Consider the following 26342-nt stretch of genomic DNA (forward strand, 5'->3'; position numbering starts at 1 on the left):
TTATCTGACGTACAGCGTACATACTCATTTTTATACCCTGAGCTTGTAAGTATTTGGTTAATCGAATATAACCATAGCTCTGCTTTGTCTCCTCATGGGCTATTTTCACCAATATCGTCTGTTGATTTCGTTGAATCGTTCTTTTGCTCACGCCTCTCTTGAGCCAATCATAAAAACATGAAACTGAAACATGAAGTAATCGAGCCATTAAGGTAATTGGAAAAGAATATCTTTTTTGTTTCATATAGGCGTACCTTACTGACTTTCTTTGGCAAAGTACGCTGCTGCCTTTTTTAAAAATTCACGTTCCATTTCAGCTATTTTGAGCTGTTGTTTGAGTTTTTTATTTTCTTCGAGTAGAGCGTTTAGATCAGGTGAATACTGTTTTGTACCTGCTAAAGTTCCAGCCTTGGCTTTGGTATTCCAATTTGAAAGAGTTTGCATTGAAATGCTAAGTTGTCTGGCTGTTTCCGAGACATTGCCTTGATTGGCTTCAATTAATTTGATGGCTTCAGCTTTAAATTCTGTGGTGTAAGTCTTGTGTTTCTTGCTCATGGTAAACTCCTGATGAGTGTGTTTAGTTTACCAAGTTAAAACCTCCTGTTTTTTCAGCACACATCAATATATTAGTGGACGCCAACTTCCGGATAAAGCAGTTAGTGTTCTTGATACGGCAGCAGCACGTGTTGCGTTGACCCAAAATGCACAACCGGTAAAACTTGATCAATTAAAGGCTCAAGAGCATAACTTAAAGCTTGAGCAGCAAATTTTAGAAAATGAACATCGTCAGATCCCAATTCATCATGAACGATTAGAAACTTTAAAAGCTAATTTAGAATCTTTGCAAAAAGAAATTCATGAAACCGAAGAGCAATGGAAAAAAGAATTAGAACTTGTTCATAAAATTCAAGATTTAGAAGCACAAAATCATGCTAATGAATCTGAAGCTTATGATCAGATTAATCTACTACGTAAAGATCTTGCTGAAATTCAAGGCCAGCAACCATTAGTATTTGAAAGAGTAAACTCTCAAATCATTAATGAAATTATTTCTGATTGGACCGGAATACCTGTTGGAAAAATGGTTAATGATGAAATTAAACAGATATTAACGCTTGAAGATAAATTGGGCGAGCGTGTAATGGGGCAAGATTATGCACTCACACAATTAGTGCAAGGTATTAAAACTTCAAAAGCAAGACTTGAAGATCCTAATAAGCCACAAGGTGTATTTCTTTTGGTGGGCCCAAGTGGGGTAGGTAAAACTGAAACTGCATTAACTTTGGCAAATGAATTATATGGCGGTGAGCAGCATTTAATCACCATTAATATGTCTGAATATCAGGAAGCCCATACTGTATCTTCGCTAAAAGGTGCACCTCCTGGATATGTGGGATATGGTCAAGGCGGTGTTTTAACAGAAGCTGTTCGCCGTAATCCTTACAGTGTTGTGTTGCTTGATGAAATTGAAAAAGCACATAGTGATGTTCAAGAACTGTTCTATCAAGTATTTGATAAAGGTACTTTAGAAGATGGTGAAGGACGAGTAATTGACTTTAAAAATACCACTATTCTGTTGACGTCAAATGCTGGTTCAAGTGCGATTATGCAAGCATGCTTAAATACACCTGTTGAAGAATGGCCTACAGCTGAAGAGTTGATTGACCATCTAAAACCAAGTTTATATAAGCAATTCAAGCCTGCATTTTTAGGTCGAATGAGAGTTGTGCCGTATTTCCCATTGCATGACGATTTACTGGTACGAATTATTAAACATAAGTTAGGCAAGATCACAGCAAGAATTGAGAAACAATACGGTACACAAGTCCAGTATTCCGATGATTTGGTAGAGCTGCTCTTAAGCCGCTGCACAGAAGTCGATAGCGGTGCGCGTAATGTCGATAATATTTTAAATTCTACGGTGTTACCTGCGTTGGCTACAGAAATTTTGGTGGCCTTAGCAGAGCAAAAATTGCCAAAAATTATCATGATTGATGCTAAAGATGATGAAATTCAATATTTACTAGATCCAGTTGCGAAAGCTGCTAAAAAAAGGACGAGTAAAAAGTTGAAGTCAGAAGTTTAAAATTGAATAGAGCTAAAATTAGATGAATATTGATATTTCTGAACTCCTTGAACCCATTAGTGATAGTTTGCCTTGTGGTGACGACTTTTCATTTTCTAATGAATTTCATGAAATAAAAAAAGCGAAAACACAAGATGATTTATTGTTAGATCAAGGTGATTGGGTTGCTGAGCGTAAACAGGCCGACTGGGACTTTGTCTCAAATAAAACGAGTGTTTTGCTAAAAGAGAATACAAAAGATATTCGTCTATTAACTTGGCTCTTAGAAGCTTGGACTCATCTTTATGGTTTTGATGGTATGGCGAAAGGTTTAACTTTAAGCCATTCCATGCTGAATCAATACTGGCAGGAAATTCACCCTGTTATTGAAGATAATGATTTAGACCAGCGCATTGGTTTATTACAGGGTTTAATTAATCAACTACCGATGTTGTTAAAGAAAGTCTCTTTAACCAATACAGCTCCTTATTATAATTTGCTTGATTACGATAATTTTCTATATCACGAGAATATTCGCCGTAAACAAACTGAAGATTACGATAGTCAGTCTGGACCTTCGGAATTAGAACAATTCGATCAAGCTATCTTTAATACCTCTAAAACTTTTCAATACTCTAATTATCAAGATTTTAGTTCAGTCTTAACCGAGTGGGATGCTCTAAAGCAAACACTTGACGATTTAATGGGGCTAGATTCGCCGAGTTTTGGTGCAATTGATTCGGCATTTGAAACCATTCACAGCACATTACGCAAGATTTATAAAGCCGAAGCTTTTGGTACGGGGCTTACTCCAATCCAAGAACAGGCTGCTGTCATTACAAGCTCATCTATGGAAAATCAAGTGCCTGTACAAGTTGTTTCAGATCAGCCTGCTTTTCAGCCTCAAGCTCAAACACATTTGGCGAATCGTGAGCAAGCAATGAAAGTATTGCAAGAAATTGCGGACTACTTTCAAGCAAACGAACCCCATAGCCCGGTGAGCTATATGCTTCAAAAAACCATTAAATGGAGTCAAATGCCGTTACATGAATGGCTAGCACAAGTCATTAAAGATGAGCATCCATTACAAATGGTTCAGGAAATGTTGGGTGTACAGCCTAAAAATGAATATGAATAAAGATTGGTAAAGACATATGTTTAAAGCTGAAAAAGTCCTATGGGGCGAAGGTTTATTTTTAAGACCTCAACATTTCCAAATTCAAGATACCTATCATGAACAACGCCTAAATCATACGGTTCGTGCGGTTGTGCCTTTTTCGTATGGTATTCAGAAATTAAGTTTCGATGAGGCTCAATTGAGCACGCATATTCTTGCTCTTGAGTCCGTAGAGATGATCTGGCAAGACGGTGAAATTTATCAGGCGCCTGCATATGATTTATTGCCTGAGCCAATTTTATTGGATGATCTTAATTTACGTGGTGAGATGCTAATTTATTTAGCATTACCACTCTTACAAGCAAATAAGCAAAATCTAATTGATCAAAACCAAGCGCAAAAGGGCAGATATCAATCCCACCTTGTCGAAACGCATGATCTATTTACTAACGCTACTGAAGCAGATATTAGTTTGCTACGTCGCCGTGCTGTTTTTAAATTATTAGATGTACATAGTAATCCAGACCATAATCTAGATGGTTTCTTATATCTGCCTATTGGAAAGATTAAACGTCAAAGTTCGGGTGCTTTTGAAATTGATCGAAAGTTTATTCCACCAATTTTGCACGTGGATGCATCTGAAACACTCATCTCAAATTTAAAAAGAACACTGAACGTTATTAAGGCAAAAATTAAGACGATTCAAACCAATAACCGAGAAAATGAACAGAAATTAATTGAATTCCGTTCTGGTGATATCGTTTCGTTCTGGTTGGTAAATGCCTTAAATACAGCTCATGCTGGTCTAAATCATTTTGTGCAATATCCACAAATTCATCCAGAGCGTTTATTCTTCGAATTATTGCGTTTAGCCGGTTCATTATTAACTTTCTCGACGGCCTATGATGTCGATCAGTTGCCTGCCTATAAACACCATAATTTACAAGAAAGTTTCTCGCAGTTGGACACGATTCTACGTGATTTGCTCGATACGATTATTTCGAGTCGATACATCAGTATTGCACTTAAAGAAATCCGACCTTCATATTGGGTGGGTAGTCTTGAGACCGATAAGATTACTCGAGACACTCGACTTTATATTGCAGTATCAAGTAGTGCAATGCAGACCCATGAGTTGATCCAGATTGTACCTTTACGATTTAAAATCGGTAGCACTTTAGATGTAGAGCAACGTGTAGTTGCTGCCTTACCTGCAATTCCATTGCATCATTTAATTCAAGTTCCAACTGCGATACCTGTACGTTCTGGCGTGAGTTATTTTGAAATCGAACCTCATCATGAGCTTTACCAGCGCATGTTAGATTCAGAAACGATTTGTATTTATATTCCGGCTGGTTTCCAAGATATTAGTATTGAACTGATTGCGGTCATGAACGCTTAACAGTAAAGGAGAGAAAAATGTCACAATCCACAGGTGCTCCTTCTTTATTTGATGATGGGCAAATTGGAACGGGCGGGAACAATAATAGTCAGTCTCAGGTAAAACTACAGGCAATCAATCTTATTGATTTATTGCATGATGGTTTTTATTTGGTTTTTTTGATTCGAAATCAGTATGTGCCGGCAGACGCTCAGCAGTTTCGTGAAAAAATCTTAAATTTACTCAATCAATTTGAGCAACAAGCCAAAAAGTTGCAATTTTCAGCTGATGATATTCATGATGCTAAATATGCATTTTGTGCTTTGATTGATGAAACGATCGTAACGCAACAAGACCCGAGTTATTTTAATTTGCAAAACGCTTGGTTAATTAGCCCGTTACAATTGAGCTTGTTTGGTTCTCAGTTAGCGGGTTATCGCTTCTTTGAAATATTGGAACAATTACGTAGCCGTGGAAAAGAACGTCTAGCTGCTTTAGAAGTATTTCATTACTGCCTTTTATTAGGTTTTCAGGGTAAGTACCGAATTGAGTCTACGGAAAGTCTCAACCATTTAGTATCAAGAGTAGGTGACGAAATTGACTATTTGAAAGGAAAAAAAGTTGCCTTTTCGCCGTTCTCGGCAATTCCCGATCAAATACGAAATATTATTCATCGCGAAGTACCTTTCTTTTGGATATTGATCTTTTTATTGATTTTTGCATTACTTACCTTTGCGGGTTTAAGATTTATGCTGAATAATCAAAATGATAAAGCATTATCTAATTATCAAAATGTGATTTCTGCTCCTCAAGAGCAAGCACATATTACAATTTATTTACCTTGATGATGGTACGAAATGGCTCAGGAAAAACCAACTTCTATTCGAGTTTTACAATCGAATAAAAAAAAGCCGAAATCACCACTACTTTATATTGTAATTGGTGTAATTGCGGGAGTGTTTGTCAGCATCTCGCTATTCCTGTTCTTGTCTCAACCGAATTCGCCAGAATCAGCAGCAATTGAGAATAAATCAACTGAAGAGCAAGTTTTAAATCAAGAGACTGCTCATTCTGCTGATGAACAAAATCAGGTGGCTGCTAATCAAGACAACGAAACAGATTCAATGAGTCGAGATGGCTTTGAACAACCTAAAGATAATGAATTAAGTAATATCTTTAAACCTGTTCCGCATAAGGCCGCGACTACTAATGAACAGCGAGTTTCTCCATTTGATGAACAACTGACTGGTGAAAAGAAAGTTCAGATTGTGCCTCAACTACAGACGGGTGCAGCTAAAGCGGCCCAACCGAAAGTTCAGCCTGCTCAACAAAAAACGGTAAGTAAGCCGCAACAAGTGGCGCAGACTAAACCTATTGCTGAGAATAAAGCCCCAGCCGAACCAGAAGCCGAGGTGGAACCACCTAAGGCATCGGTAGATATTAAAATTACACGAAGTCCTTTTGCTGTGAATTAATGAACAAATGATGATCTTTCTCATTTTCTTTTGCTTTACTTGCTTAGCAATTGGTTTGGCATTTTTAATGTCTTATGAGCTAAGGAGCAGAAGTAAAGATTTCGTTTTGTCATTACTGCCACAAGGCCGTAAACAGCTTAATCAGGTTAGACAATTTGCTCAAATAATGAATCAAGCAGCTGCGCCTGAAAAGCTCCAATCTCATTGGCATTTACAGCAGTGGTGGATTGTCATAGCAGGCTTTTTCTTGTTTGCCAGTATTTTAGTATTTGCTTTTACTCGACCTATTAGCTCAACTCGAATTGAAGCCGAGTACCTCAAAAAAACTGATCCTCAAATTTATGCACTTTTGAATGGTGAAATATTATCGCCACCACCAGAAGTGGATGAAAGCTTAATTGAAGCTGCGATTGTAGAGGCCACACAATTAGAGCAACAATATGCTTCTCAAAGTAGTGGAACCATTAATTCTTCACCGATTGATAATACGAGTTTCGATGGGCGAGCTATTTTAGATACCAGTTTAGTCGATCGTAAATGGAGCAAAATGAACCCGCGTTATAAGCAGCGGTTGCTCATGGTTTTTAAAATCATGAAAGAACAATATGGCTATGAGTTGGTTCTATTAGAGGGATATCGTAGTCCTGTTCGTCAAAATATGTTGGCAGGTAATCCGAATACCACGAGAGCAAAGGGATATCAAAGTTATCATCAATTTGGTCTGGCAGCAGATGTCGCCTTTAAACGAAATGGGAAAGTGGTTATTTCTGAAAGAGATCCGTGGGCTATGCAAGGTTATCGCTTATATGGGCAAGTTGCTGAATCGGTTGGACTCACGTGGGGTGGACGTTGGAAATCTATTCAAGATTATGGGCATACTGAATTCCGTATGCCGGGCTTAAGAAAAACTCAAGAAATGGCTGAAAAACTGATTGCCGAAAGTTTGAATGATGTAAGTTAAACATTGATTGATGATTGAAAACGATTCTTTAAAACGTTCGTCATCTTATCTACAAGCTGGGAAATTATCCCAGCTTTTTCCCATGTATAAATTGAAACGACCATAGGAGGCACAGCTCCTAATGAATCATATCGACGTACTCTACGTCCACGGGTCGTAGCGACAGGCAATAAAGAGAGTCCTAAACCTGTTTCAACGCTGACTAAAACGCTTTCTAGGCTACTACCCGTAAAAGCAATATACCAACGTCGCCGTTCACGTTCTAACGTTGCGAACATCTCATCCCGATAAAGTCCACCTTGAGGAAAGGTCACTAAACTCATGGGATCAGACCATGTAATTGTTGAATTCTCACTTTCAAACCATGCCATTTCTTCTGGGAATGTAGCGTGGTGATCAGCACTGGCCGCAGGTTCTTTGACAATAATAATATCGAATTCACCATTCCGATAACGTTCAGTTAAGTTGCGACTCAAGCCAGAGGTGACGTCTAAACGAATGGAACGATGCTCTTTGGCAAATATTCCGAAAACTTCGGCCATCGCAGGGCTCATCATATCTTCTGGTAAACCAATACGGATAGGAATGCTTCCTGCCGGATCTTTAAGTAGCGCTTCAGCTTCTTGTTGAAGAGTCAAAATCCTTTGGGCATAACCAATCAGATATTCTCCAGATACGGTTAATTTGAAAGGTCGTGCTGTTCGATCTATAAGCGCATGACCTACGGATTCTTCAAGTCGTGCTAACTGCTGACTAATCGTTGATTGAGTTAGATGTAATCGATCGGCGGCCGCGGTAAAACTGCCAGTTTCAAAAATAGTGACGAAAGCACGCAAAAGGCGAGGATCAAACATATTAAGTAGCGCTACAGTTAAAAGCCGAGTAGATAGGTATTTATAACCTTAATACTATCGATTAAATAATTTAATTTCCAAATACTTTTGCTCAAGTTTATTCTAATTGAAAAATTTTTTGCCATAAAATTTCTATTAGGAGCCAAGTATGCGGAAGTCACTGATGTGGATGAATCTGGTCGTCGCATTAGGTTTTACAAATATGACGAATGCAATGGCTGAGTATCCCTTACATCAGGCAGTCATAAATAATGACACTCAATCTATAAAACAGATTTTATCTCAAAAAGCCTCAATTGATGAGCGAGATAAAACAGGTTCGACTGCGTTGATGGTCGCTACAAGGGCAAATAATATCCAAGTCGCTCATATGCTGATAGAGGCTGGGGCAGATGTAAATGCAAAAGATAATATTCAAGACAGTCCATATTTATATGCTGGCGCACAGGGATATTTAAAAATTCTAAGAATGACACTCATGCATGGGGCCGATTTAAAAAGTACTAACCGTTACGGTGGGACTGCGCTCATTCCAGCAGCAGAACGAGGCCATGTTGAAACAGTTCGTACGTTAATTGCGGCTGGTGTAGATGTTAATCATGTTAATAACTTGGGATGGACAGCATTGCTTGAGGCCATCATTTTGGGAAATGGAGAACCAAAATATCAACACATTGTAGGGCTGTTATTAAAAGCAGGGGCTGATTCGAACTTAGCAGATAAAGACGGCATTACGCCATTACAACATGCACGTTCAAGAGGATACCGCGAAATTGAAAAAAGACTTCTTGCCGCTGGTGCAAAATAGAAAGTGAGAGTATGTGATGGAAAAAGATGAACAGTTTTTACGTAATGCGATTGAGCTTGCCTATAACAATATTGAAAAAGGTGGCAGACCATTTGGAGCAGTAGTTGTAAAGAATGGAGAAATTATTGCTTCAGGTGTAAATCAAATTTTGACAACGAATGACCCGACCGCCCATGCAGAATTATTAGCAATTCGAGCGGCCAGTCAAGTTTTAGGAACTGCAAATCTAGAGGGCTGTTCTGTTTATGCAAGTGGACATCCATGTCCAATGTGTATGGCTGCAATGCATTTAGCAGGTATAAAATCGGTGAGCTATGCTTATTCTAATGAAGATGGCACACCATTTGGTTTGTCTACAGCTGAAATATATATTGAGCTTGCAAAGCCGTTTGCTGAGCAATCAATGAAAATTCAATATATACCACTCAGAGTTGAAAACCGTACTGATCTTTATGTGTATTGGAAGAATTATCAAGCCAATCATTCAGGCTCAAAGTAATGAAGCAGTCTGAAATTTTCTTAGTTCGCCCCATGCTTGTAATAACTGTGGCTTTGGTTGGGCTTAATTTAAGACCTTTTATAACAAGTATTGGACCATTGATTGCCAATATTCGAACAGCCACTGGTTTAAGCTTACAAGGGGTAGCACTGCTGACTTTGCTACCGATGATGCTTATGGGGCTCGTTGCATTTGTTGGGCCAATATTGCAGAACATTATTGGTGAACGAAGAGCTATTCTTGGCGCATTGCTGACCATTTGTGGGGGATGTGCTGTCCGATTTTTATTTCCTACTGCCGAAGGTTTAATTCTTAGTGCCATAGTAATCGGATTCGGTGTTGCAATGATACAAGCTGCTTTTCCCGGCATGGTTAAACGAGAATTTAGCCAACATATTGGTCCGATGATGGGCCTTTATTCAGCTATGCTCATGGGCGGCGGAGCATTAGGTGCATGGTTGGCTCCTGTAATTTCCAATATAACGGGCCTCTGGTCGATTGGACTGGCTTTTTTTGCTATTCCAGCTTTATTTGCATTTATATTGGCGCTAGCTTTTTTACCTACAAAAGTTAAATCATCTATTCATCGTGCGCCTGTAAGAAAGTTATTAAATCAACCTCGAACATGGTTATTAATGGCTTGCTTCGGACTTGTAAATGGGGGGTACTCATCAGTCGTAGCTTGGTTAGCACCGTCTTTTCAAGATCAGGGGTGGAGCGCAGCACAAAGTGGAAAATTACTTGCTTTTCTGGCGTTGAGCCAAGCAGCTTCAGCACTTATTTTGCCCGTGTTGGCAAGAAAATATAAAGACCGACGTCCATGGTTATGGTTTACGTTAGCAATGCAAATGGTCGGTTTTTCAGGAATGGCTTTTATGCCTGAGTTCGCCTCTATGCTTTGGGCGATTTGTTTAGGCGTTGGCTTAGGAGGATGTTTTGCATTAACGCTTATTGTTGCATTAGATCATTTTGAGGAACCAAGTCATGCGGGTGCTTTATCTGCGCTTATGCAAGGCGGTGGTTTTTTACTGGCAGCAATTCCGCCGTGGATAATTGCAATTTTGCATGATCTTACGGGGGCTTATAAAGCAGGATGGCTTTTTCATTTAGCCAATGTGATATTAGTTGTTATTTTAGTGATTAGATTGGCTCCCAAAAGTTATTTTAAGGTAACGCTATAAAATATTGGGTTAGCCGAGATTCTTTTCATAAAGAATTACTGATGCTAAATCACAAGCAAATTAGAAAATAGTGATACGATAGAACTGAAATTTTTCGCTTCTAAATGAATACAACAATATTTGATTTCTATGACTTCTTCTTTGAAACAGCTCACTTTATTTAATCAAGGCCTAGGAAAAACTAGTCGATTCGCAAAAGGAGTGAATGGAACTTTACAGGCTATTGAGCACTTAGGATATGTGCAGATCGATACTATATCGGTTGTAGAGCGTGCTCATCACCATATCTTGTGGAGCCGAGTGCCTGATTATGAGCTAAGTCATTTAAATTATTTGGTACGTGAGCGCCAGATTTTTGAATATTGGTATCATGCCGCATCTTATCTTCCTATGAAAGATTATCGCTATGCGCTGCCTGCCATGATGTCTATTAGGAACGGCGAAAGCCGTTATTTTAATAGAGGCGATCAACACCTCATGAATGAAATTTTAGCCCGTGTTCGTGCTGAAGGTAAAATTCGACTACGCGATATTGATAAGAATAATAAAAAGAGCTTAGGAAATTGGTGGAATACAGGCCCCGGACGCCATGCTTTTGAGCAGTTATATATGCAGGGTGACCTGATGATTTGTGAACGTAACGGAATGGAAAAAGTCTATGACTTGACCGAACGTTGTTTACCTGAAAATATTGATTTGAGTATGCCTACGCTTTATGAGTACGCTCAGTATTTATTTAATAATACGCTTCGAGCACATGGCGTATTTACATGGAAACAATTAGTTCACTTAAAGAAAAATGATTTAAAAGAGGCTATGCGTGTTGTGCTAAAAGAGCAGGTTGATGCAGGTGTTGTATCAGCAGTTAAACTTACCGACGGTCAAACCCTATATGTGGATGTAGCTGCAATAGAACAAAAAGTGGAGACTGATTTTGGTTTAAAAATACTTTCGCCTTTTGATAACTCGCTTATTCATCGTGACCGTTTAACTTCTTTATTTGAGTTTGATTATCGGATTGAATGCTATGTGCCTGCGGCCAAACGGATATTTGGTTATTTCTGCTTGCCGATTCTGTTTCAAGATGAGTTGGTGGGCCGAGTAGATTGCAAAGCACATCGGTCCGTAAAAGAATTAGAAGTGATTAGTCTACATCTAGAAAAAACAGTAAAAAATAAGGAACTTTTCTTTTTTGAATTAGAGCAGGAACTCAGTCGTTTTGCTGCATTTAATCAATGCTCAACCATTAATGACAAAGTGATCAAGCTTATTCGTACTAAGATTTAAACACCAAAAGAAATTTATAGCTTTTGGTGTTTTACTTCGTTTAGATCAAAGGCATACGATATTGAATAATGCCTGGCTTTTGTGCAATCCAGTCATAGAGCTTTTGAGCAGTGTGATTGGTTTCGTGGGTGTGCCAATATAAACGTTCACAGTTGTGTTCAATTGCTTGCTTTTGTACATACTCAATGAGTTGCTTACCAATGTGTTGACCACGGACTTCCGGTGAAACATAGAGGTCTTCTAAATAACAATAATTATTTTCTGCCCAAGTAGACCGATGAAACATATAAGTGACAAAACCTAAGATATGTTCTTTATTTTTAGCAACCGCACAATAGAGGGGTTCTTTTTCATTGAAAAAACGTTCCCAAGTCATTTTTGTTATATGAGGGGGTAAATTGACTTGATAAAATTTTTGATAGGCAAGCCAATATTCTAACCACTGAGTGTAGTTTTCTTGTTGGACTGGCATGATTTGTATGGATTTATTTTGAATCATAATTACACTTCTTTCTTACTAATTGATGAAAACTATGCCGAATATAAATATCTTAAGAAAACATTAAAGTATTAAAAAATAAAACAATAAATCTTAAGAGAAAAGACATTGCTTACCTTTATCATTTTTCTGGAAATTTAAAAAATATTTTTTAATTAATTTTATTTTAAGGTTACCTCATTAATGTAATTAAATCAGATCATATTTTAGTACACCTTTTGGCCACATTCTCCAGATGTGGCCTTTTTTTATCACGAATAAATATAGTTCAGAACAAATTAATTAATTTTTAAGGAGTAATAAGATTTAATCATCTTCCATCGCATTATTATAAAATTTTACACCAATCTTAATTCGATCACGCCCATTTCCCATACGCCAGCGGTTAGTATCTCGTAAAGAATATACACAGCCACAATATTCTTGTTGATAAAACTCTTCTCGTTTACTAATTTCAATCATGCGGCTTGAGCCACCATTTTTACGCCAGTTATAGTCCCAGTACTGAATTTCAGGATAATGAGCAGCAGCACGAATTCCGCAGTCATTGATTTGCGCCATATTTTTCCAGCGAGAAATGCCTAGAGAACTACTGATGAGGCTAAAGCCGTGTTCATGTGCGTAAAGGGCAGTTCGTTCAAAACGCATATCGAAACACATGGTACAACGAATACCACGCTCTGGTTCATCTTCCATTCCTTTAGCTCGAGCAAACCAATTGTCAGTGTCGTAATCTGCGTCGATAAATGGAATATTATGCTTTTCTGCAAAACGAATATTTTCTTCTTTACGGATTAGATATTCTTTTACTGGATGAATATTAGGATTATAAAAAAATATTGAAAAATTAATTTCTGAGTCGATCAATGCTTCCATAACTTCTCCTGAACAAGGAGCACAACAAGAGTGAAGTAATAATTGATCGTGTCCAGAGGGGAGTTCTAATTTTAAACGTTGACTTGACATAATAAAAAAATAAATTGTAATTTTAGTGATTATATATTTATTTTTTATATAATGTGAAATGAATTATTTTCAAGTTTAATGTGAAATTAATTTAATATTTTAAAATGTTCAATGACTATATTTAACACTATATGAATATAATAAAATAGAGATATTAATAAATACTAAAATTATCTCTATAATTAAATTTTAAAAGCTATAGCTCAATATACTATATGAATAAATAAATTATGGATATATTTTATATATTTAAAAATAATAATTTTTTGTTCTTGTTTTAAGTATTTGATATGTATAGATATAATTTTGAATTTTATGTTTTTTATTGTGATGCATATCACAAATAAACCTTATTTTTTCAAATAAAATATTTCTTTAGATTTATATCTTTAATAAATTTATACTATAAAATTCAGTGTGTTCTTTTAATTTAAGCGTGTGATAATTTGAGATATGAAAGATTGGCAATGTAAGTATTGTAATGGTTACATTATGGTTAATCATTCAAAAATCAGTGTAGGAGAAAAAGTTTACTTTTTGGTATATAAATTTGATGCAAAAAATGAAAGGAAAAAATTATATAAAAAGGGAGTAGTGGTTGCCCGTTTTGATAATATACTTCACATTGAGTCACGTAAAAAAACTTATAAGATTGAGCAGATCAAAGTCTATCCATTAGGTGCCCCAATGCCTTTTGTTTACAACATGTTTTGGATTTGTGGATGCCCCTGTACTCTACAAAACTAACTTCTTAAATTTAACGAACAACAAGTTATTTTATAGATTGAACTGAACTAATCATCACACTCATTTTTTATCATTAGCTTTTACAGATAAAACTTATAACTTGGAGAAAAAGCTCATACCGTATAACAAAACTTCTATGAGTTATTTGACAAAATAAAAGCGCTCTCTTATAAACCTCAAGTAAAGTTGAGGTCAATCATGATGAGTGAAAATAAAAAAGCTACCCCTAGTCGAGTTTTGACTGTTGGTGAAGTTGCAAAAAGGAGTGGAGTTCCTGTTTCGACCCTACATTTTTATGAAGCGAAAGGGCTTATAAAAAGTATAAGAACAAATGGTAATCAACGTCGTTATCCCTTAATTATTTTAAGATATATTGCGATTATTAAAGTCGCGCAAAGGGTCGGTATTCCTTTAAACGAAATTAAAGAAGCTTTAAGTCAGTATCCAGTAGGTAGCAAATTAACAGCTCAGCAATGGAAAGATTTATCGAGTCATTGGCGCGAAAATCTGGATGATCGAATTCAAAAATTAACTCGGTTAAGAGATGAAATGGACTGGTGTATTGGCTGCGGCTGTTTATCATTAGAGCAATGTCCATTGAGAAATCCTGAAGATATTTTAGGACAAGACGGATCGGGCCCCCGAATTTTAGAAAGACCTGAATAAAATATTTTAAAAAAGACTTTTAATTTGGAATGCCTTAATTTCCAATAAATTAAATTTATTTTGCTAAAATATTTAAGTGAGTTTTTTATTGTAAAAAAGTGATATGGAATATGATTTTTTTTGATATCTTTAGTTTTTTTAGTAAGAAGCAAAAATTATGAAAAAAATTCTCTTTCTTGGCTTGGCACTTGTTTCGTTAACGGCTTGCTCGTCTGTACAACATAAAGACCCAACTCCACCAAAAATTGGTTCACCAAATCCAGCTAGTCAATATTGTGTTGAACAAGGTGGAAAATTAGAAATTAGAAATGAAGCAAATGGTCAAGTTGGCTATTGCCATTTACCAAATGGACAAGTCGTTGAAGAATGGAAATTATTCCGTGACAATCAAGCGAACTGTGTAGCAGAAGAAGCTCAAAAATTAGTAGGTCAATCTGGCCTTACTGATGACCAAATTAAACAAAAAACTAAATCAGAAATTGTGCGTAAAGTTGCTCCAGGTCAACCAATGACTATGGATTATCGTACAAACCGAGTTACAGTTACTATTGATCCCGCTTCTAAGAAAATTACTCAGGCAACCTGTGGTTAATTTTTAATGAAAAGCTAATAAACCAAATCATGAAATAAGAAAGCCTGCTGAATGCGGGCTTTTTTATTATTTTAATTAATAAAAAAACCTCTAGCGGACTAGAGGCTGAAAAACATCAGATGCGGTAACAGGTGAATTATGCATCTGAGTTAAGTAGGTTGTATCAAACCATGTAAAGCACTTTACCAGCAAAAATGAATAAAAATAGGGAGGTGCGACTAATGGCTAATGTTCTGTGGTTGTTTTCTAATCATCTATATGTTCGAAATTAATTTCTATTTTCAGCTTAAATTTTTAATTCTAGATAATTTTTTCATCTCCATAATTTTAAAAAATAGGATTTAAATTTTGATTTTTAGTTCTTTTATTAAAATTACTCTTTGTTTTATATCAATTTTTATTAGGTTAAAGAATTTAAAGAGAAAGACTATTCTTTTTGTTGTATATCGTATACGATATATGAAGAATGATTAAACAGCTATTAATCCCATTCCATAACTTTTGAGATGGATTAACTCGAAAGTACGACTATCCAGAGTTTTATTTGTATTACTGAGGAATAATTATGAGTAATATCTTCACAGGATGTATCCCGGCGTTAATGACCCCATGTACTCCTAACCGTGAGCCAGATTTTGACGCGCTTGTGAAAAAAGGGCATGAGCTGATTGAAGCGGGCATGAGTGCGGTAGTGTATTGTGGTTCTATGGGTGATTGGCCTTTACTAACCGAAGCCCAGCGTCAAGAAGGGGTGGCACGACTTGTCGCTGCAGGCATTCCAACAATTGTTGGTACGGGCGCAGTTAATTCAAAAGAAGCAGTTTCTCATGCAGCTCACGCAGAAAAAGTCGGTGCACAAGGGCTCATGGTTATTCCACGTGTACTGTCACGCGGTGCGTCACCAACAGCACAAAAAGCTCACTTTTCAGCTATTTTAAAAGCAGCACCAAGCTTACCTGCGGTGATTTATAATAGCCCATATTATGGCTTTGCAACTCGTGCAGATTTATTTTTTGAATTACGCCGTGAGTTTCCAAACTTAATTGGTTTTAAAGAATTTGGTGGTGCTGCCGATATGCGTTACGCAGCTGAGTTCATTACTTCACAAGATGATTCAGTTACCTTAATGGCGGGCGTAGACACTCAAGTTTTCCATGGTTTCGTAAACTGTAACGCAACAGGTGCGATTACAGGGATTGGTAATGCCTTACCTAAAGAAGTTCTACTGTTGGTTGACCTGAGTAAGAAAGCCGCAGCAGGTGATGCAAAAGCCCGCCGTTTAGCGCAAGAGTTATCAAGTGCACTAGAAGTTTTATCTTCTTTTGACGAAGGAACCGATCTGGTTCTTTACTATAAATATTTAATGGTACTGAATGGCGATAAGGAATATACCTTACACTTCAATGAGACTGATGCGTTGAGTGATTCGCAACGTAAATATGTTGAAACTCAGTATGAACTATTCCGTACTTGGTACCGTAACTGGTCAGCTGAAATCTAAGCAAATATCTATTAAAAAGAGGCTAATGAGCCTCTTTTTTTATTTCTATTCTTTATTTTTTAGTGAGAACTATAACGCATAGGAAAATTAGAATTAAACCTAAATAACTATTCATTGTTAAACTTTCGCCTACCACAACAACTGCTAATAAAGCTGCAACCGGAATCTCCACCAAAGCTAAAGTCATGGCCTGACTTGCTGGAATTCGTTTAAGACCAAAGCTAAAAAATAAATAGCCCAAAAACATAGGAACAATGGGAATATAAATCGCAACCCAGATGTTAGTGGGGTAATCAAACAGGTTTTGTGCAGTAATGAATAATGTAGGTAATAGTAGAACTGCAGAGATACCAAAAATCACTCCCATGGCAGCTCTTGAGTCGATGTCTTGGCGAATTAAATTTCTCATAATCCAAGAATATGTTGCATAGCTCAGACTAGACAGTAAGCCGAAAAGGACCCCTAAAATGCGATCAGATTGTACGACTTGTTGCTGCGCGTGATCTTCTGCATAAGAGAGTAAAATAATTCCTAAGAAACCTAAAATAAAACTAACGAGCCATTTTAAAGAGAGTTTTCTTTTATCTAAAATCCACTCCAAAAGCACTGAAAACAAAGGTGCACAGCCAATAGAAATTACGGTGCCAATCGAAACGCCCGCCAAAGAGACAGAGGAATAAAATGCAAATGGACAAAGAATTGAAACAATGACCGCAATAAAGATTTGAGACTTATAGTTAAATAGTTTTTGATAATTTTTTTTAATAGCTTTTAAGCTTAAAAATGTATGAATTAATCCACCGAAGCCCACAGAAATGGTAGCAATCACAAGTGGGCTAATGCCTTTTGCAAAAGATGCCGCTGTACCTGCTGTACCCCATAAAAAAGCAGCAAATAGTACGGATAAGAAACCCGTATAATAATTTAAGGAAAATTTTGCTTCTGTTGGCGTACTCATATGAAGTGACTCAAACTTTAAAAGTTTCATGCAGCATGATTTTTACAAGACAAAAAAATTTATCTTGTAAGGAATAATCAGCTCAAGGGATAGGATTTTTTTGACAGTTGCCCGCCAAGAGAACAGGGTAGTATGCTGGTATTTATGATGATTTGCTTGGTTAAATACAATAAATTGATGACGATTTCAGCATAGTCTAATAATAGTTTTGTGAATTAAATGGTATAAAGTATACTTAAACTATTAATGCAGCTAAAAATTATGAGCTTAAATGAATAGCGGAAATGATTTTTAATAGCATTAAAATAAAGGTAAGCCGTGCCGAAAAAAATGCTTAAAAAGCAATGATTTCATTATGGCGGATGAATAAAAATTATCATCCTTTTAATTTGTCTCATTTTTGAGGTTAAGAGAATATTCGTGAAGCTACCATCTTTTAATGTATCAAATCTTGGTGCGATGCCTTCAGTATCTGAAGTTATTGTCAAATATATTAGAGAAGCAATTATTGCAGGGCATATTGCTGAAGGTGAACCCATTCGTCAGGATGAAATTGCCAAACTATTTAATGTCAGCAAAATTCCGGTACGTGAAGCCTTAAAGCAACTTGAAGCTGAAGGATTGGTTGAGTTTATAAAAAATCGCGGTGCAATTGTGACCCGAATCTCTGAAGAAGAATTAGCTCAGATTTTTGAGGTCCGAGTGATGTTGGAAACGAAACTGATTCAGCTCGCCGTGCCGAATATGACAGAAGAAACTTATAAAAAGGCAGATGAAATTTGTAATGCCTTTATTGATAACATGGATATCGGAAGCTGGACAACACTAAATTGGCAGTTACATGCATGCCTGTATGAACCAGCACAGCGGCCTTATATGCTCGGATTAATTCGTTCTATTTACGATAAGATCGAGCGCTATTTAAGATTACAAATGAATGTTTCCGAAGGTAAATCGCGTGCAAATGATGAGCACAAAGAAATCGTGAAAGCCTGTAAAGCCAAAGATGTTGATTTAGCGGTTAAGTTAATTGAAGAGCACATTAACGGTGTTTGCCAATCTCTTTATGAGCATCTACCTCACCATAAAAATGCAAAAAAATAAGCGCTACATTTTTAATCACTTCAATTTTATTTCAATTAGGCCAATGGCCTAATTTTTTTGTCTTTATTTTTGAAGAAGCATGTTTTCACTATGCTGATTTCGTCATCGTTTTATAAGAAAACGATCAAGCTTGCTGTTTTGAGATCAGTCATCCTAGAAAAAAATGTAAGGATACTTCTATGAAAACAGTAAAAATTTTGGATTCTCATACTGGTGGTGAACCAACCCGATTGGTACTCGAAGGCTTCCCTGATTTAGGCACAGGAGATATGGAAAGCCGCCGAAAAATATTATCAGAACAATATGACCATTTCCGTAGAGCAACCATGTTAGAGCCACGCGGTAATGACGTTTTGGTTGGCGCATTATTGTGTAAGCCAGTAAATCCTAAAGCGAGCGCGGGTGTTATTTTCTTTAATAACACGGGCTACCTAGGCATGTGTGGTCATGGCACGATTGGTTTGGTGGCTTCGTTAGCACACTTGGGACAAATACAAGTAGGTACACATTTAATTGAAACTCCAGTAGGTGATGTTGAAGCGACACTACATGAAGATCATTCAATTAGTGTACGAAATGTACCTGCATATCGTTATAAAAAAGCGGTTGAAGTTGATGTCGAAAAATATGGAAAGGTTACTGGTGATATTGCATGGGGCGGTAACTGGTTTTTCTTGATTAATGATCATGGTCAGCGTGTCGCAAGTGATAATTTGGATCAACTGACTGACTATGCATGGACGGTTAGACAAGCCCTTACAGCACAAGGAATAACCGGTAAAGATGGGCAAGAAATTGACCATATCGAGTTATTTGCCAGTGACACCGAAGCAGATAGTAAAAATTTCGTACTATGTCCAGGAAAAGCCTATGACCGTTCACCATGTGGAACCGGAACCAGCGCGAAAATTGCTTGCTTGGCAGCAGATGGCAAACTTGAACCAGGAAAGTTATGGAAACAAGCCAGCATTATCGGTAGCCAGTTTATTGCCTCATATGAACAAGCAGGGGAATATGTGATTCCAACCATTCGTGGTGAAGCTTACATGAGTGCCGAAGCAACTTTATTTATGGATGAAAATGACCCATTTGCTTGGGGTATTCAGCTATGAAAACCGATGCCATTGTCATTGGGGCAGGCATTGTGGGTGCGGCCTGTGCTTATGAGTTAGCTCGGCAAGGGTTAAATGTGCAAGTTTTAGATGCTCGTATCGGTGGTGCAACAGCCGCGGGCATGGGACATTTGGTCATTATGGATGACTTGGAAGCCGAATTAAAACTTAGTCATTGGTCAGTTCAGTTGTGGCACGAATTAGGGCGCGGGCTTTCGGAAGAATGTGCCTATCGCCAAACGCCAACTTTATGGCTGGCGAGTAGTCCTGAAGAAATGCAGATTGCAGAGGAAAAATATCAACGTCTCACTGCGCAAGGTGTTCGCTGCCAACTTCGGAATGCAGAGGAAATCCGTCAACTTGAACCTCACTTAAAGCAGGGTCTTTATGGTGGTTTAGAAGTTTTTGATGATGGCATTTTATATGCGCCCTGTGCTGCTGAATGGTTGTTAAATCAATTCCCCCAAAAGGTTCGGGTTCAACAAGCCAAAGTTATTCATATTGAAGAAAATCGGGTTCAGTTAAGTGATGGAACATGGCTAGAAGCAGCGCATATTATTTTGGCTAACGGCATTCATGCGACAGATTTTTTTCCAGAGCTACCGATTGAACCTAAAAAAGGTCATTTGGCTATTACGGACCGTTACCCTGAATTAAATGTAAAACATACGTTAGTGGCTTTGGCGTATGCGGCCAGTACTCAAGCGACAAGTGGAATTTCGGTGGCTTGTAATATTCAGCCTAGACCGACGGGCCAACTTTTTATTGGGTCATCTCGTCAGTTTAATACAGTTGATCCGACTGTAGAGCCAGAAGTGTTTACTCGGGTACTCAAAGAGGCTACCGATTATTTTCCAGCTTTGGCTGATCTTAATGTGATTCGAGCATGGACTGGCTTTCGCGCAGCTACTCCAGATGGTATTCCGGTAATTGGGCGGCATCCTGCATTTCAATCGATTTATTTAGCGGTAGGTCATGAGGGATTAGGTGTCACCACAGCGACAGGTACAGCAAAGCTTATTGCCTCACACGTGTGTGGGTTAACTTTTGATATAGACCCAGAGCCTTTTTTACCTCATCGTTTTATAGGAGCTGCATAGATGATTCAGCTTTTTATTAACGGACAATCTGTTTCTGTGATTGAAGGTACGAGTGTTGCTGCCGCTTTAGCACAAGCGAAGTCTTACAGCCGTTTGTCGGTTGGTGGTGAAAAACGCACTCCATTTTGTGGAATGGGAGTTTGTCAGGAATGTCGTGTCAATATTAATGGACTCAGAGTACTTGCTTGTCAGACGCTGTGCCAGCAAGACATGAAGGTGGAAACACAATAATGGAAAAACAATACGATGTGGTTGTTGTAGGAGCAGGTCCTGCGGGGTTGTCAGCTGCTATTGCAGCCGCCGAGAGTGGCGGTCGAATTTTAATATTAGATAATAACCCACAGGCGGGCGGTCAAATCTGGCGGGCTGGCCCGATTTTTCCTGTACCTGAAATGGCGCAGCAAAAATATCAACAAATCAAGGCTTATCCTAATATTGAATTTATGTTTGGTGCCAAGATTATCGCTGCACCTTTTGTAGGCCAATTACTCGTTGAGCGACCTCACGACAGCCTAAACTTGTCTTATCGCCAGCTTATAGTGTGTACGGGAGCAAGAGAGCTATTTTTGCCTTTTCCCGGTTGGACCTTACCAGGCGTAACGGGGGCAGGTGGTTTACAAGCCTTAATTAAAGCAGGTACACCAGTCAAAAATGAACGTGTTGTGATTGCAGGTTCCGGACCCTTACTTTTAGCAAGTGCGGACACAGCAAAAAAAGCAGAGGCTCAAGTTCTCTATGTTGCCGAACAGGCGGCTTCATCTTCCGTTCGTAAATTTGCACTGCAACTTTGGCGCTGGCCTGTGAAAATAATACAGGCGTTGTCTTTACCTTATCGTTTATATCAACCTGACAGTTATGTGATTGAAGCGATTGGGCAGGAGCGTCTTGAACGCGTAAGACTACAAACGCCGAAAGGAATTGTTGAAATTGAGTGTGATCGACTCGCTTGCGGGTTTGGTTTAGTGCCGAATACTCAATTAGGTCAATTAATGGGTTGTCAAATTAAGGACAATGCAATTACGGTCGATGACTATCAACGTACATCACAACCGCAAGTGTGGGCAGCAGGTGAATGTACAGGCTTTGGCGGAAGTGAGTTGGCAATGGTCGAAGGTAGCATCGCAGGTTATGCGGCTATAGGACAAAATGAAAAAGCCAGTCAATTATTTGCTCAAAGACAGCGGTATCGATTATTTGCACATCTCCTTGAGAAAAGCTTCAAATTACGTGCTGAGTTAAAAATGCTTGCACGTCCAGACACTATTTTTTGTCGATGTGAAGATGTAACTTTTGACAAAGTTGCCGAACGTAGTAGCTGGATTGATGCAAAATTACATACACGCTGTGGAATGGGAGCATGTCAGGGAAGTACTTGTGCAACAGCAGCGGCTTGCCTGTTTGATTGGCAGTTGCCTAACTCTCGACCGCCATTACTTCCTACCCGTGTAAAAAGCCTCATGGCGATGTCTACTTCTCCTTTAAATCAAAAATGAAATGTTCTAGAGTAGACAAGTTATTACTTTGTCCGCTCTAGCTCATGACTTTGGTTCAAATTCCGAAACTAACCACAACTTTGGAAGATTTTTTAAAAAATCTGGAAAGTATAGAACCATTATTTGATGCTTTATCTTCGGTGGTGTTTTTCATCAAAAACATCGAAGCGCGCTATGTGTTTGTCAATCAAACGCTTGTAAACCGCTGCGGTCTAAAAGATAAATCTGCTTTGATTGGGAAAACTTCAGAAGAAGTTTTTCCTCACTCGCTTGGAAAAATATATACATCGCAAGATTTACAAGTCATTCGCCGTGGTAAAAAATTAACAGAGCAATTAGAGCTGCATTTATATGCAAAGAACCAGTCAGGTTGGTGTTTGACTTATAAAGAACCATTATTTGATGCGGATGGAAATTTAGTAGGAATAGCGGGTATTTCTAATGATTTAAATGTGCCTGAAAATACACATCCTGCTTTTTATAAGATGGTTCAGGTTGAGGAATATATTAAAAAAAATTATGCCGAAACCATTACATTGGCGCATTTGACCGCAATTGCTGGTGTGTCGGTGGCTCAGTTAGAGCGTTATTGCAAAAAAATATACCATTTAACGCCTCGGCAAATGATTAGCAAAATTCGTCTTCAAGTCGCTACTGAATTATTGGCAACAGACTTACCGATTACTCAAATTGGTTTGCGCTGTGGTTATACCGATCATAGTGCTTTTTGTCGTCAGTTTAAGTTGCATACAGGAATGTCGCCTACCTTATATCGCGCCTCTATTAAAAATATTTAGATAAAAAATGGGGTTGTATAGAACAACCCAAAATCATTGTTAAGCAGATAATTTATATATTAAAGCTTAATCTTTAAAAGCAAGTGATCGACCTTTGGTTTCTTTCACCAGCAAAATTGAAACAATAGAAATCAGGCTTGCAGCAACTAAATATAAAGAAATTGGAACTGAGCTATTAAATTCTTTGAGTAATGTTAAGGCAATTAGTGGAGCAAGGGAGCCTGCCATAATTGGTGCGACTTGATAACAAAATGAAAGCGCCGTATAGCGAATGTGAGTCGGAAATAACTCAGTCATTAAGGCTGAGTAGGGTGAGTAGGTCATCGACTCAATAAATAAACCAAGCACAATCGCTAACATGATGAGCCAATTATTGCCTGTATCCATTAAGGGAAAGCCGACAAAACCCCAAAATGCAGTCAGTACAGCTCCTATAAGGTAAATCGGTTTACGGCCAAATATATCGCTTAAATGCCCCATAATAGGAATTATAAAGAAATGGATGAGGTGAGCGCCGAACATGAGCAGCAAGATCTGCGAAGTATCTTTATGGACGACTAACTTTAAATAACTGATCGAAAAAGTAACCACCATATAGTACAAAATGTTTTCTGCAAATCTTGCACCGATACCCGCAATAACAGATTTCTTATGATATTTTAAAACTTCAATAATCCCGAGTTGTTGCTTTTCAAGAAGCTGCTGTTTGGCCTGTGCTTCTTTAAATACTTCGGCATCGTCTACATTTTTTCGAATCCATAAACCAATTAGTACCACGACTGCCGAAAACCAAAATGCACAGCGCCATCCCCAATCTAGGAATTGTTCGGGCGAAAGGTTTTTTGAAAGTAATAATAAAACCAGTGTGGCTACTAAATTCCCGAGCGGTACACCAGTTTGTGGCCAGCTCGCCCAATAACCTCTGCGATCATCTGGACTATGCTCTGAAACCAAAATAACTGCGCCGCCCCATTCACCACCGAAAGCAAAACCCTGAATTAAACGTAGAATGACCAAAAGTGTAGGCGCCCAATAGCCAATTTGATAGAAGGTCGGAATACAGCCCATTAAAAAAGTAGTTATACCGACAATAATCAGACTAATTTGCAATAATTTCTTACGACCAATTTTATCGCCGTAATGGCCAAATACGAGGCCACCAATAGGTCTTGCTAAAAAACCAACGGCATAGAGGGCAAAGGCTGCCAAAATACCATCTATAGCATTGCCCGTTTGTTGAAAGAAAAGTTCGCCAAAGACAAGGGCAGAAGCAGTTCCATATAGGAAAAATTCATACCATTCAGCTACGGAGCCGACCATAGAGGCTGCGACTACCTTTTTTAATGTTGTCGTCATATACCAATATCCTTATTTAAAAATATGTTACGCAATGATTTGTTTGAGCATCTTGCTATTCATTTTTTGCACTTTTTTATTTGAATAATGTGCGGTTACGTTGTGAGGTTTTGATCTAAGTAAAAAAGGAGTTCATCACTTGGATAAACTCCTTTAAAAATATTAAAGAGCAGCTTTACTCATTTCACCATTTACTAAACGTGCAATACCAAGCGGATTGGCATTTTGAAGGGCGAGTGGCAGTAAGTGATCTGGATAGTTTTGATAGCATACTGGTCGCAAATAACGGTCAATTGCTAAGGTTCCTACCGATGTGCCGCGTGCATCTGAAGTTGCAGGGTAAGGTCCACCGTGTACCATGGCATCGCAGACTTCAACACCTGTTGGATAACCATTTAGAAGTAAACGCCCTGCTTTTTCTTCGAGTAATGGAATAAGGGTTGCGAAGTCGTCGAAATCTTGCGGTTCGGCAATTAAAGATGCAGTAAGCTGACCACGAAGTCCATTTAACGCTAGAGCAAGTTGCTCAGCCGATTCAACTTCAATCACAATCGTAGTAGGGCCGAATACTTCTTCTTGAAGTAATTCATCATGCTCGAGTAAAAGAGATACATCGGCTTTAAATAGCTGAGGATAGGCTTGCTGGCCTTGCTGCGGTTGACCCGCTAAATGCTCAATTTTGTCATGTGCGAGTAATGCTTTAAGACCGTGTTCATAGCTTCTTAAAGTGCCTTTATTAAGCATGGTTTGTGGTGGTTGCTGAGCCATTGCAGCCTTGAACTGGTCAAGGAATTGGCTAAATTCAGCTGATTTAATTCCAATAATTAAACCTGGATTGGTACAGAACTGACCGCAACCTAAAACGACTGAACCACTGAGTTCATTTGCGATTTTATCACCACGCACTTTTAGAGCTTCGGGTAATAAAATCATTGGGTTAATGCTCGACATTTCGGCAAAAACAGGAATAGGTTCAGGGCGTGCAGCAGCTAAATCGCAGAGAGTACGGCCACCTTTGAGTGAACCTGTAAATCCAACGGCTTTAATTGCTGGATGTTTTACCAGTGGCTCACCGACACCTTGACCATAAATCATGCTAAAGATGCCTTTTGGCATAGCACATTTCTCAATCGCGCTACAAATAGCGTTTGCAATTGATTCGGCTGTTGCCATGTGACCGCTATGCGCCTTCACAATAACTGGACATCCAGCAGCAAGTGCTGAAGCGGTATCGCCACCAGCAGTAGAAAAGGCAAGAGGGAAGTTACTCGCACCAAATACGGCAACTGGCCCAACGCCGATTTTATATTGACGTAAATCTGGACGTGGAAGTGGTTGACGCTCAGGTAAAGCCAAATCAATACGGGCACCTAAATAGTCACCACGGCGTAATACTTGAGCAAACAGACGTAATTGACCTGTAGTCCGCCCACGTTCACCACGAATACGCGCTTCCGGTAAAGCAGTTTCTTGACAGACTGTGGCAATAAACTGGTCATCAAGCGCATCAATTTCACTGGCAATCGTTTCTAGAAAAACAGCGCGCTGTTCTGGCGTAGTCTGTCTAAAAGCTGGATAAGCCAATGCAGCTGCTTGAGCTGCCTGATCAATTTCTTCAGGAGTTGCTTGAGCAAACTGATAGGGTAATGCTTCATCTGTTGCAGCATCGTAGCTTAAGACAAATTTATTGCCTGAACTTGAACGTTGACCTGCAATAAAATTTTGACCAGTAATATTTAACATTATCAACCTCACTTGAGAGTGAACGTCAAAAGTGGTTCTTCTGACGTTGGAGAATTATCAAAGCTTAGGTTTCACTTTTG

The 26342-nt window shown here is 38.4% G+C and carries 25 protein-coding genes and 2 pseudogenes; 20 read left to right on the forward strand and 7 right to left on the reverse strand.

Annotated features, from left to right (window positions below; genetic code table 11):
• Positions 1 to 555: pseudogene (locus ACINWC141_RS19615) on the reverse strand (IS3-like element ISAba22 family transposase); the annotation flags it as partial.
• A 55-nt stretch (positions 556 to 610) separates the two neighbouring features.
• On the opposite strand from ACINWC141_RS19615, the pseudogene ACINWC141_RS10605 reads away from it, so the two are divergent.
• The 6 genes and pseudogenes from ACINWC141_RS10605 to ACINWC141_RS10630 all read left to right on the forward strand — a co-directional run.
• Positions 611 to 2086 (forward strand): annotated as a pseudogene (locus ACINWC141_RS10605) (AAA family ATPase); the annotation flags it as partial.
• A gap of 22 nt (positions 2087 to 2108) precedes the next feature.
• Positions 2109 to 3203 carry a type VI secretion system protein TssA gene (gene tssA / locus ACINWC141_RS10610; RefSeq protein WP_009391117.1) on the forward strand — a complete coding sequence of 365 codons (1095 nt, stop codon included), beginning with the start codon at positions 2109 to 2111 and terminating at the stop codon, positions 3201 to 3203.
• 16 nt (positions 3204 to 3219) lie between these two features.
• Positions 3220 to 4584 (forward strand): type VI secretion system baseplate subunit TssK, encoded by a 1365-nt coding sequence (gene tssK / locus ACINWC141_RS10615; protein WP_009391064.1) that lies wholly within the window; start codon positions 3220 to 3222, stop codon positions 4582 to 4584.
• A 17-nt stretch (positions 4585 to 4601) separates the two neighbouring features.
• Positions 4602 to 5408 carry a type IVB secretion system protein IcmH/DotU gene (gene icmH, locus ACINWC141_RS10620; protein WP_009391026.1) on the forward strand — a complete coding sequence of 269 codons (807 nt, stop codon included), beginning with the start codon at positions 4602 to 4604 and terminating at the stop codon, positions 5406 to 5408.
• Between the two features lie 12 nt (positions 5409 to 5420).
• Positions 5421 to 6038, forward strand: a complete 618-nt coding sequence (locus tag ACINWC141_RS10625; protein WP_009390985.1) for a hypothetical protein — start codon at positions 5421 to 5423, stop codon at positions 6036 to 6038.
• Positions 6039 to 6045: 7 nt separating this feature from the next.
• Positions 6046 to 6999, forward strand: coding sequence for a M15 family metallopeptidase (locus tag ACINWC141_RS10630; protein WP_034678327.1), 954 nt, complete (start codon positions 6046 to 6048; stop codon positions 6997 to 6999).
• On the opposite strand, the gene ACINWC141_RS10635 is transcribed toward ACINWC141_RS10630, so the two are convergent.
• Complete coding sequence (locus ACINWC141_RS10635) at positions 6996 to 7853, reverse strand: LysR family transcriptional regulator (RefSeq protein WP_009391135.1); 858 nt, start codon at positions 7851 to 7853, stop codon at positions 6996 to 6998. The genes ACINWC141_RS10630 and ACINWC141_RS10635 overlap by 4 nt on opposite strands.
• Before the next feature lie 148 nt (positions 7854 to 8001).
• Between ACINWC141_RS10635 and ACINWC141_RS10640 the strand changes: the two genes are divergently transcribed.
• The 4 genes from ACINWC141_RS10640 (at position 8002) to ACINWC141_RS10655 (ending at position 11628) form a co-directional block, all read left to right on the forward strand.
• Positions 8002 to 8661 carry an ankyrin repeat domain-containing protein gene (locus ACINWC141_RS10640; protein WP_034678330.1) on the forward strand — a complete coding sequence of 220 codons (660 nt, stop codon included), beginning with the start codon at positions 8002 to 8004 and terminating at the stop codon, positions 8659 to 8661.
• A 16-nt stretch (positions 8662 to 8677) separates the two neighbouring features.
• The gene (locus tag ACINWC141_RS10645) at positions 8678 to 9160 is read left to right on the forward strand and encodes a nucleoside deaminase (RefSeq protein ID WP_009391116.1); all 483 of its coding nucleotides are present in this window, start codon (positions 8678 to 8680) and stop codon (positions 9158 to 9160) included.
• Complete coding sequence (locus ACINWC141_RS10650) at positions 9160 to 10341, forward strand: cyanate transporter (protein ID WP_009391094.1); 1182 nt, start codon at positions 9160 to 9162, stop codon at positions 10339 to 10341. Before ACINWC141_RS10645 ends, ACINWC141_RS10650 begins: the two co-directional genes overlap by 1 nt.
• A 129-nt stretch (positions 10342 to 10470) precedes the next feature.
• The gene (locus tag ACINWC141_RS10655; protein ID WP_009391152.1) at positions 10471 to 11628 is read left to right on the forward strand and encodes a winged helix-turn-helix domain-containing protein; all 1158 of its coding nucleotides are present in this window, start codon (positions 10471 to 10473) and stop codon (positions 11626 to 11628) included.
• A 40-nt stretch (positions 11629 to 11668) separates the two neighbouring features.
• Here ACINWC141_RS10655 and ACINWC141_RS10660 read toward each other — a convergent pair whose 3' ends face one another.
• Positions 11669 to 12124, reverse strand: coding sequence for a GNAT family N-acetyltransferase (locus ACINWC141_RS10660; RefSeq protein WP_081400114.1), 456 nt, complete (start codon positions 12122 to 12124; stop codon positions 11669 to 11671).
• Between the two features lie 309 nt (positions 12125 to 12433).
• The gene (locus ACINWC141_RS10665) at positions 12434 to 13093 is read right to left on the reverse strand and encodes an epoxyqueuosine reductase QueH (protein ID WP_081400110.1); all 660 of its coding nucleotides are present in this window, start codon (positions 13091 to 13093) and stop codon (positions 12434 to 12436) included.
• 453 nt (positions 13094 to 13546) lie between these two features.
• Between ACINWC141_RS10665 and ACINWC141_RS10670 the strand changes: the two genes are divergently transcribed.
• The 4 genes from ACINWC141_RS10670 to ACINWC141_RS10685 all read left to right on the forward strand — a co-directional run bounded on the left by ACINWC141_RS10670 (position 13547) and on the right by ACINWC141_RS10685 (position 16599).
• A complete protein-coding gene (locus ACINWC141_RS10670; RefSeq protein ID WP_034678333.1) occupies positions 13547 to 13840 on the forward strand; it encodes a hypothetical protein in 294 nt (97 codons plus the stop codon).
• Between the two features lie 198 nt (positions 13841 to 14038).
• Positions 14039 to 14506 (forward strand): redox-sensitive transcriptional activator SoxR, encoded by a 468-nt coding sequence (soxR, locus tag ACINWC141_RS10675; protein ID WP_009391084.1) that lies wholly within the window; start codon positions 14039 to 14041, stop codon positions 14504 to 14506.
• Positions 14507 to 14663: 157 nt separating this feature from the next.
• On the forward strand, positions 14664 to 15098 hold the full coding sequence (locus ACINWC141_RS10680) for an I78 family peptidase inhibitor (protein ID WP_009390967.1): 435 nt from the start codon (positions 14664 to 14666) through the stop codon (positions 15096 to 15098).
• A gap of 565 nt (positions 15099 to 15663) precedes the next feature.
• Positions 15664 to 16599: a dihydrodipicolinate synthase family protein gene (locus tag ACINWC141_RS10685; RefSeq protein ID WP_009391144.1), complete on the forward strand. Its 936-nt coding sequence runs from the start codon at positions 15664 to 15666 to the stop codon at positions 16597 to 16599.
• A 52-nt stretch (positions 16600 to 16651) separates the two neighbouring features.
• Here ACINWC141_RS10685 and ACINWC141_RS10690 read toward each other — a convergent pair whose 3' ends face one another.
• Positions 16652 to 17557, reverse strand: a complete 906-nt coding sequence (locus tag ACINWC141_RS10690; protein WP_009391133.1) for a DMT family transporter — start codon at positions 17555 to 17557, stop codon at positions 16652 to 16654.
• Positions 17558 to 17977: 420 nt separating this feature from the next.
• Between ACINWC141_RS10690 and ACINWC141_RS10695 the strand changes: the two genes are divergently transcribed.
• From ACINWC141_RS10695 to ACINWC141_RS10720, 6 genes are all read left to right on the forward strand, one after another.
• On the forward strand, positions 17978 to 18661 hold the full coding sequence (locus ACINWC141_RS10695) for a GntR family transcriptional regulator (RefSeq protein WP_034678336.1): 684 nt from the start codon (positions 17978 to 17980) through the stop codon (positions 18659 to 18661).
• Between the two features lie 179 nt (positions 18662 to 18840).
• A complete protein-coding gene (locus ACINWC141_RS10700; RefSeq protein ID WP_009391071.1) occupies positions 18841 to 19773 on the forward strand; it encodes a 4-hydroxyproline epimerase in 933 nt (310 codons plus the stop codon).
• Positions 19770 to 20873, forward strand: a complete 1104-nt coding sequence (locus tag ACINWC141_RS10705) for an NAD(P)/FAD-dependent oxidoreductase (protein WP_009391038.1) — start codon at positions 19770 to 19772, stop codon at positions 20871 to 20873. The genes ACINWC141_RS10700 and ACINWC141_RS10705 overlap by 4 nt, the downstream gene beginning before the upstream one ends.
• A complete protein-coding gene (locus ACINWC141_RS10710; RefSeq protein WP_009390976.1) occupies positions 20874 to 21104 on the forward strand; it encodes a (2Fe-2S)-binding protein in 231 nt (76 codons plus the stop codon). It begins immediately after the preceding gene.
• Positions 21104 to 22366, forward strand: a complete 1263-nt coding sequence (locus tag ACINWC141_RS10715) for an NAD(P)/FAD-dependent oxidoreductase (protein WP_009390981.1) — start codon at positions 21104 to 21106, stop codon at positions 22364 to 22366. The genes ACINWC141_RS10710 and ACINWC141_RS10715 overlap by 1 nt, the downstream gene beginning before the upstream one ends.
• Before the next feature lie 44 nt (positions 22367 to 22410).
• Positions 22411 to 23163: an AraC family transcriptional regulator gene (locus ACINWC141_RS10720; protein ID WP_009391034.1), complete on the forward strand. Its 753-nt coding sequence runs from the start codon at positions 22411 to 22413 to the stop codon at positions 23161 to 23163.
• A 66-nt stretch (positions 23164 to 23229) separates the two neighbouring features.
• Here the strand turns inward: ACINWC141_RS10720 and abaF are convergent, their stop codons facing one another.
• Together abaF and ACINWC141_RS10730 are read right to left on the reverse strand one after the other, a co-directional pair.
• Complete coding sequence (gene abaF / locus ACINWC141_RS10725; protein WP_009390992.1) at positions 23230 to 24519, reverse strand: fosfomycin efflux MFS transporter AbaF; 1290 nt, start codon at positions 24517 to 24519, stop codon at positions 23230 to 23232.
• Between the two features lie 162 nt (positions 24520 to 24681).
• Positions 24682 to 26262 carry an aldehyde dehydrogenase (NADP(+)) gene (locus tag ACINWC141_RS10730; protein ID WP_009391115.1) on the reverse strand — a complete coding sequence of 527 codons (1581 nt, stop codon included), beginning with the start codon at positions 26260 to 26262 and terminating at the stop codon, positions 24682 to 24684.
• Positions 26263 to 26342 lie beyond the last annotated feature (80 nt).

The sequence above is a fragment of the Acinetobacter sp. WC-141 genome, from assembly GCF_000313935.1.
Taxonomy (GTDB): Bacteria; Pseudomonadota; Gammaproteobacteria; order Pseudomonadales; family Moraxellaceae; genus Acinetobacter.

What these genes read in the sequence shown, in the direction of transcription:
- soxR (WP_009391084.1), top strand. Translation starts at nt 14,039, where the DNA reads ATGATGAGTGAAAATAAAAAAGCTACCCCTAGTCGAGTTTTGACTGTT.
- ACINWC141_RS10720 (WP_009391034.1), top strand. Translation starts at nt 22,411, where the DNA reads ATGACTTTGGTTCAAATTCCGAAACTAACCACAACTTTGGAAGATTTT.
- tssA (WP_009391117.1), top strand. Translation starts at nt 2,109, where the DNA reads ATGAATATTGATATTTCTGAACTCCTTGAACCCATTAGTGATAGTTTG.
- ACINWC141_RS10640 (WP_034678330.1), top strand. Translation starts at nt 8,002, where the DNA reads ATGCGGAAGTCACTGATGTGGATGAATCTGGTCGTCGCATTAGGTTTT.
- ACINWC141_RS10625 (WP_009390985.1), top strand. Translation starts at nt 5,421, where the DNA reads ATGGCTCAGGAAAAACCAACTTCTATTCGAGTTTTACAATCGAATAAA.
- ACINWC141_RS10705 (WP_009391038.1), top strand. Translation starts at nt 19,770, where the DNA reads ATGAAAACCGATGCCATTGTCATTGGGGCAGGCATTGTGGGTGCGGCC.
- ACINWC141_RS10710 (WP_009390976.1), top strand. Translation starts at nt 20,874, where the DNA reads ATGATTCAGCTTTTTATTAACGGACAATCTGTTTCTGTGATTGAAGGT.
- ACINWC141_RS10655 (WP_009391152.1), top strand. Translation starts at nt 10,471, where the DNA reads ATGACTTCTTCTTTGAAACAGCTCACTTTATTTAATCAAGGCCTAGGA.
- ACINWC141_RS10680 (WP_009390967.1), top strand. Translation starts at nt 14,664, where the DNA reads ATGAAAAAAATTCTCTTTCTTGGCTTGGCACTTGTTTCGTTAACGGCT.
- tssK (WP_009391064.1), top strand. Translation starts at nt 3,220, where the DNA reads ATGTTTAAAGCTGAAAAAGTCCTATGGGGCGAAGGTTTATTTTTAAGA.
- abaF (WP_009390992.1), bottom strand. Translation starts at nt 24,519, where the DNA reads ATGACGACAACATTAAAAAAGGTAGTCGCAGCCTCTATGGTCGGCTCC.
- ACINWC141_RS10635 (WP_009391135.1), bottom strand. Translation starts at nt 7,853, where the DNA reads ATGTTTGATCCTCGCCTTTTGCGTGCTTTCGTCACTATTTTTGAAACT.
- ACINWC141_RS10690 (WP_009391133.1), bottom strand. Translation starts at nt 17,557, where the DNA reads ATGAGTACGCCAACAGAAGCAAAATTTTCCTTAAATTATTATACGGGT.
- ACINWC141_RS10685 (WP_009391144.1), top strand. Translation starts at nt 15,664, where the DNA reads ATGAGTAATATCTTCACAGGATGTATCCCGGCGTTAATGACCCCATGT.
- ACINWC141_RS10665 (WP_081400110.1), bottom strand. Translation starts at nt 13,093, where the DNA reads ATGTCAAGTCAACGTTTAAAATTAGAACTCCCCTCTGGACACGATCAA.
- ACINWC141_RS10730 (WP_009391115.1), bottom strand. Translation starts at nt 26,262, where the DNA reads ATGTTAAATATTACTGGTCAAAATTTTATTGCAGGTCAACGTTCAAGT.
- ACINWC141_RS10715 (WP_009390981.1), top strand. Translation starts at nt 21,104, where the DNA reads ATGGAAAAACAATACGATGTGGTTGTTGTAGGAGCAGGTCCTGCGGGG.
- icmH (WP_009391026.1), top strand. Translation starts at nt 4,602, where the DNA reads ATGTCACAATCCACAGGTGCTCCTTCTTTATTTGATGATGGGCAAATT.
- ACINWC141_RS10645 (WP_009391116.1), top strand. Translation starts at nt 8,678, where the DNA reads ATGGAAAAAGATGAACAGTTTTTACGTAATGCGATTGAGCTTGCCTAT.
- ACINWC141_RS10700 (WP_009391071.1), top strand. Translation starts at nt 18,841, where the DNA reads ATGAAAACAGTAAAAATTTTGGATTCTCATACTGGTGGTGAACCAACC.
- ACINWC141_RS10630 (WP_034678327.1), top strand. Translation starts at nt 6,046, where the DNA reads ATGATGATCTTTCTCATTTTCTTTTGCTTTACTTGCTTAGCAATTGGT.
- ACINWC141_RS10670 (WP_034678333.1), top strand. Translation starts at nt 13,547, where the DNA reads ATGAAAGATTGGCAATGTAAGTATTGTAATGGTTACATTATGGTTAAT.
- ACINWC141_RS10650 (WP_009391094.1), top strand. Translation starts at nt 9,160, where the DNA reads ATGAAGCAGTCTGAAATTTTCTTAGTTCGCCCCATGCTTGTAATAACT.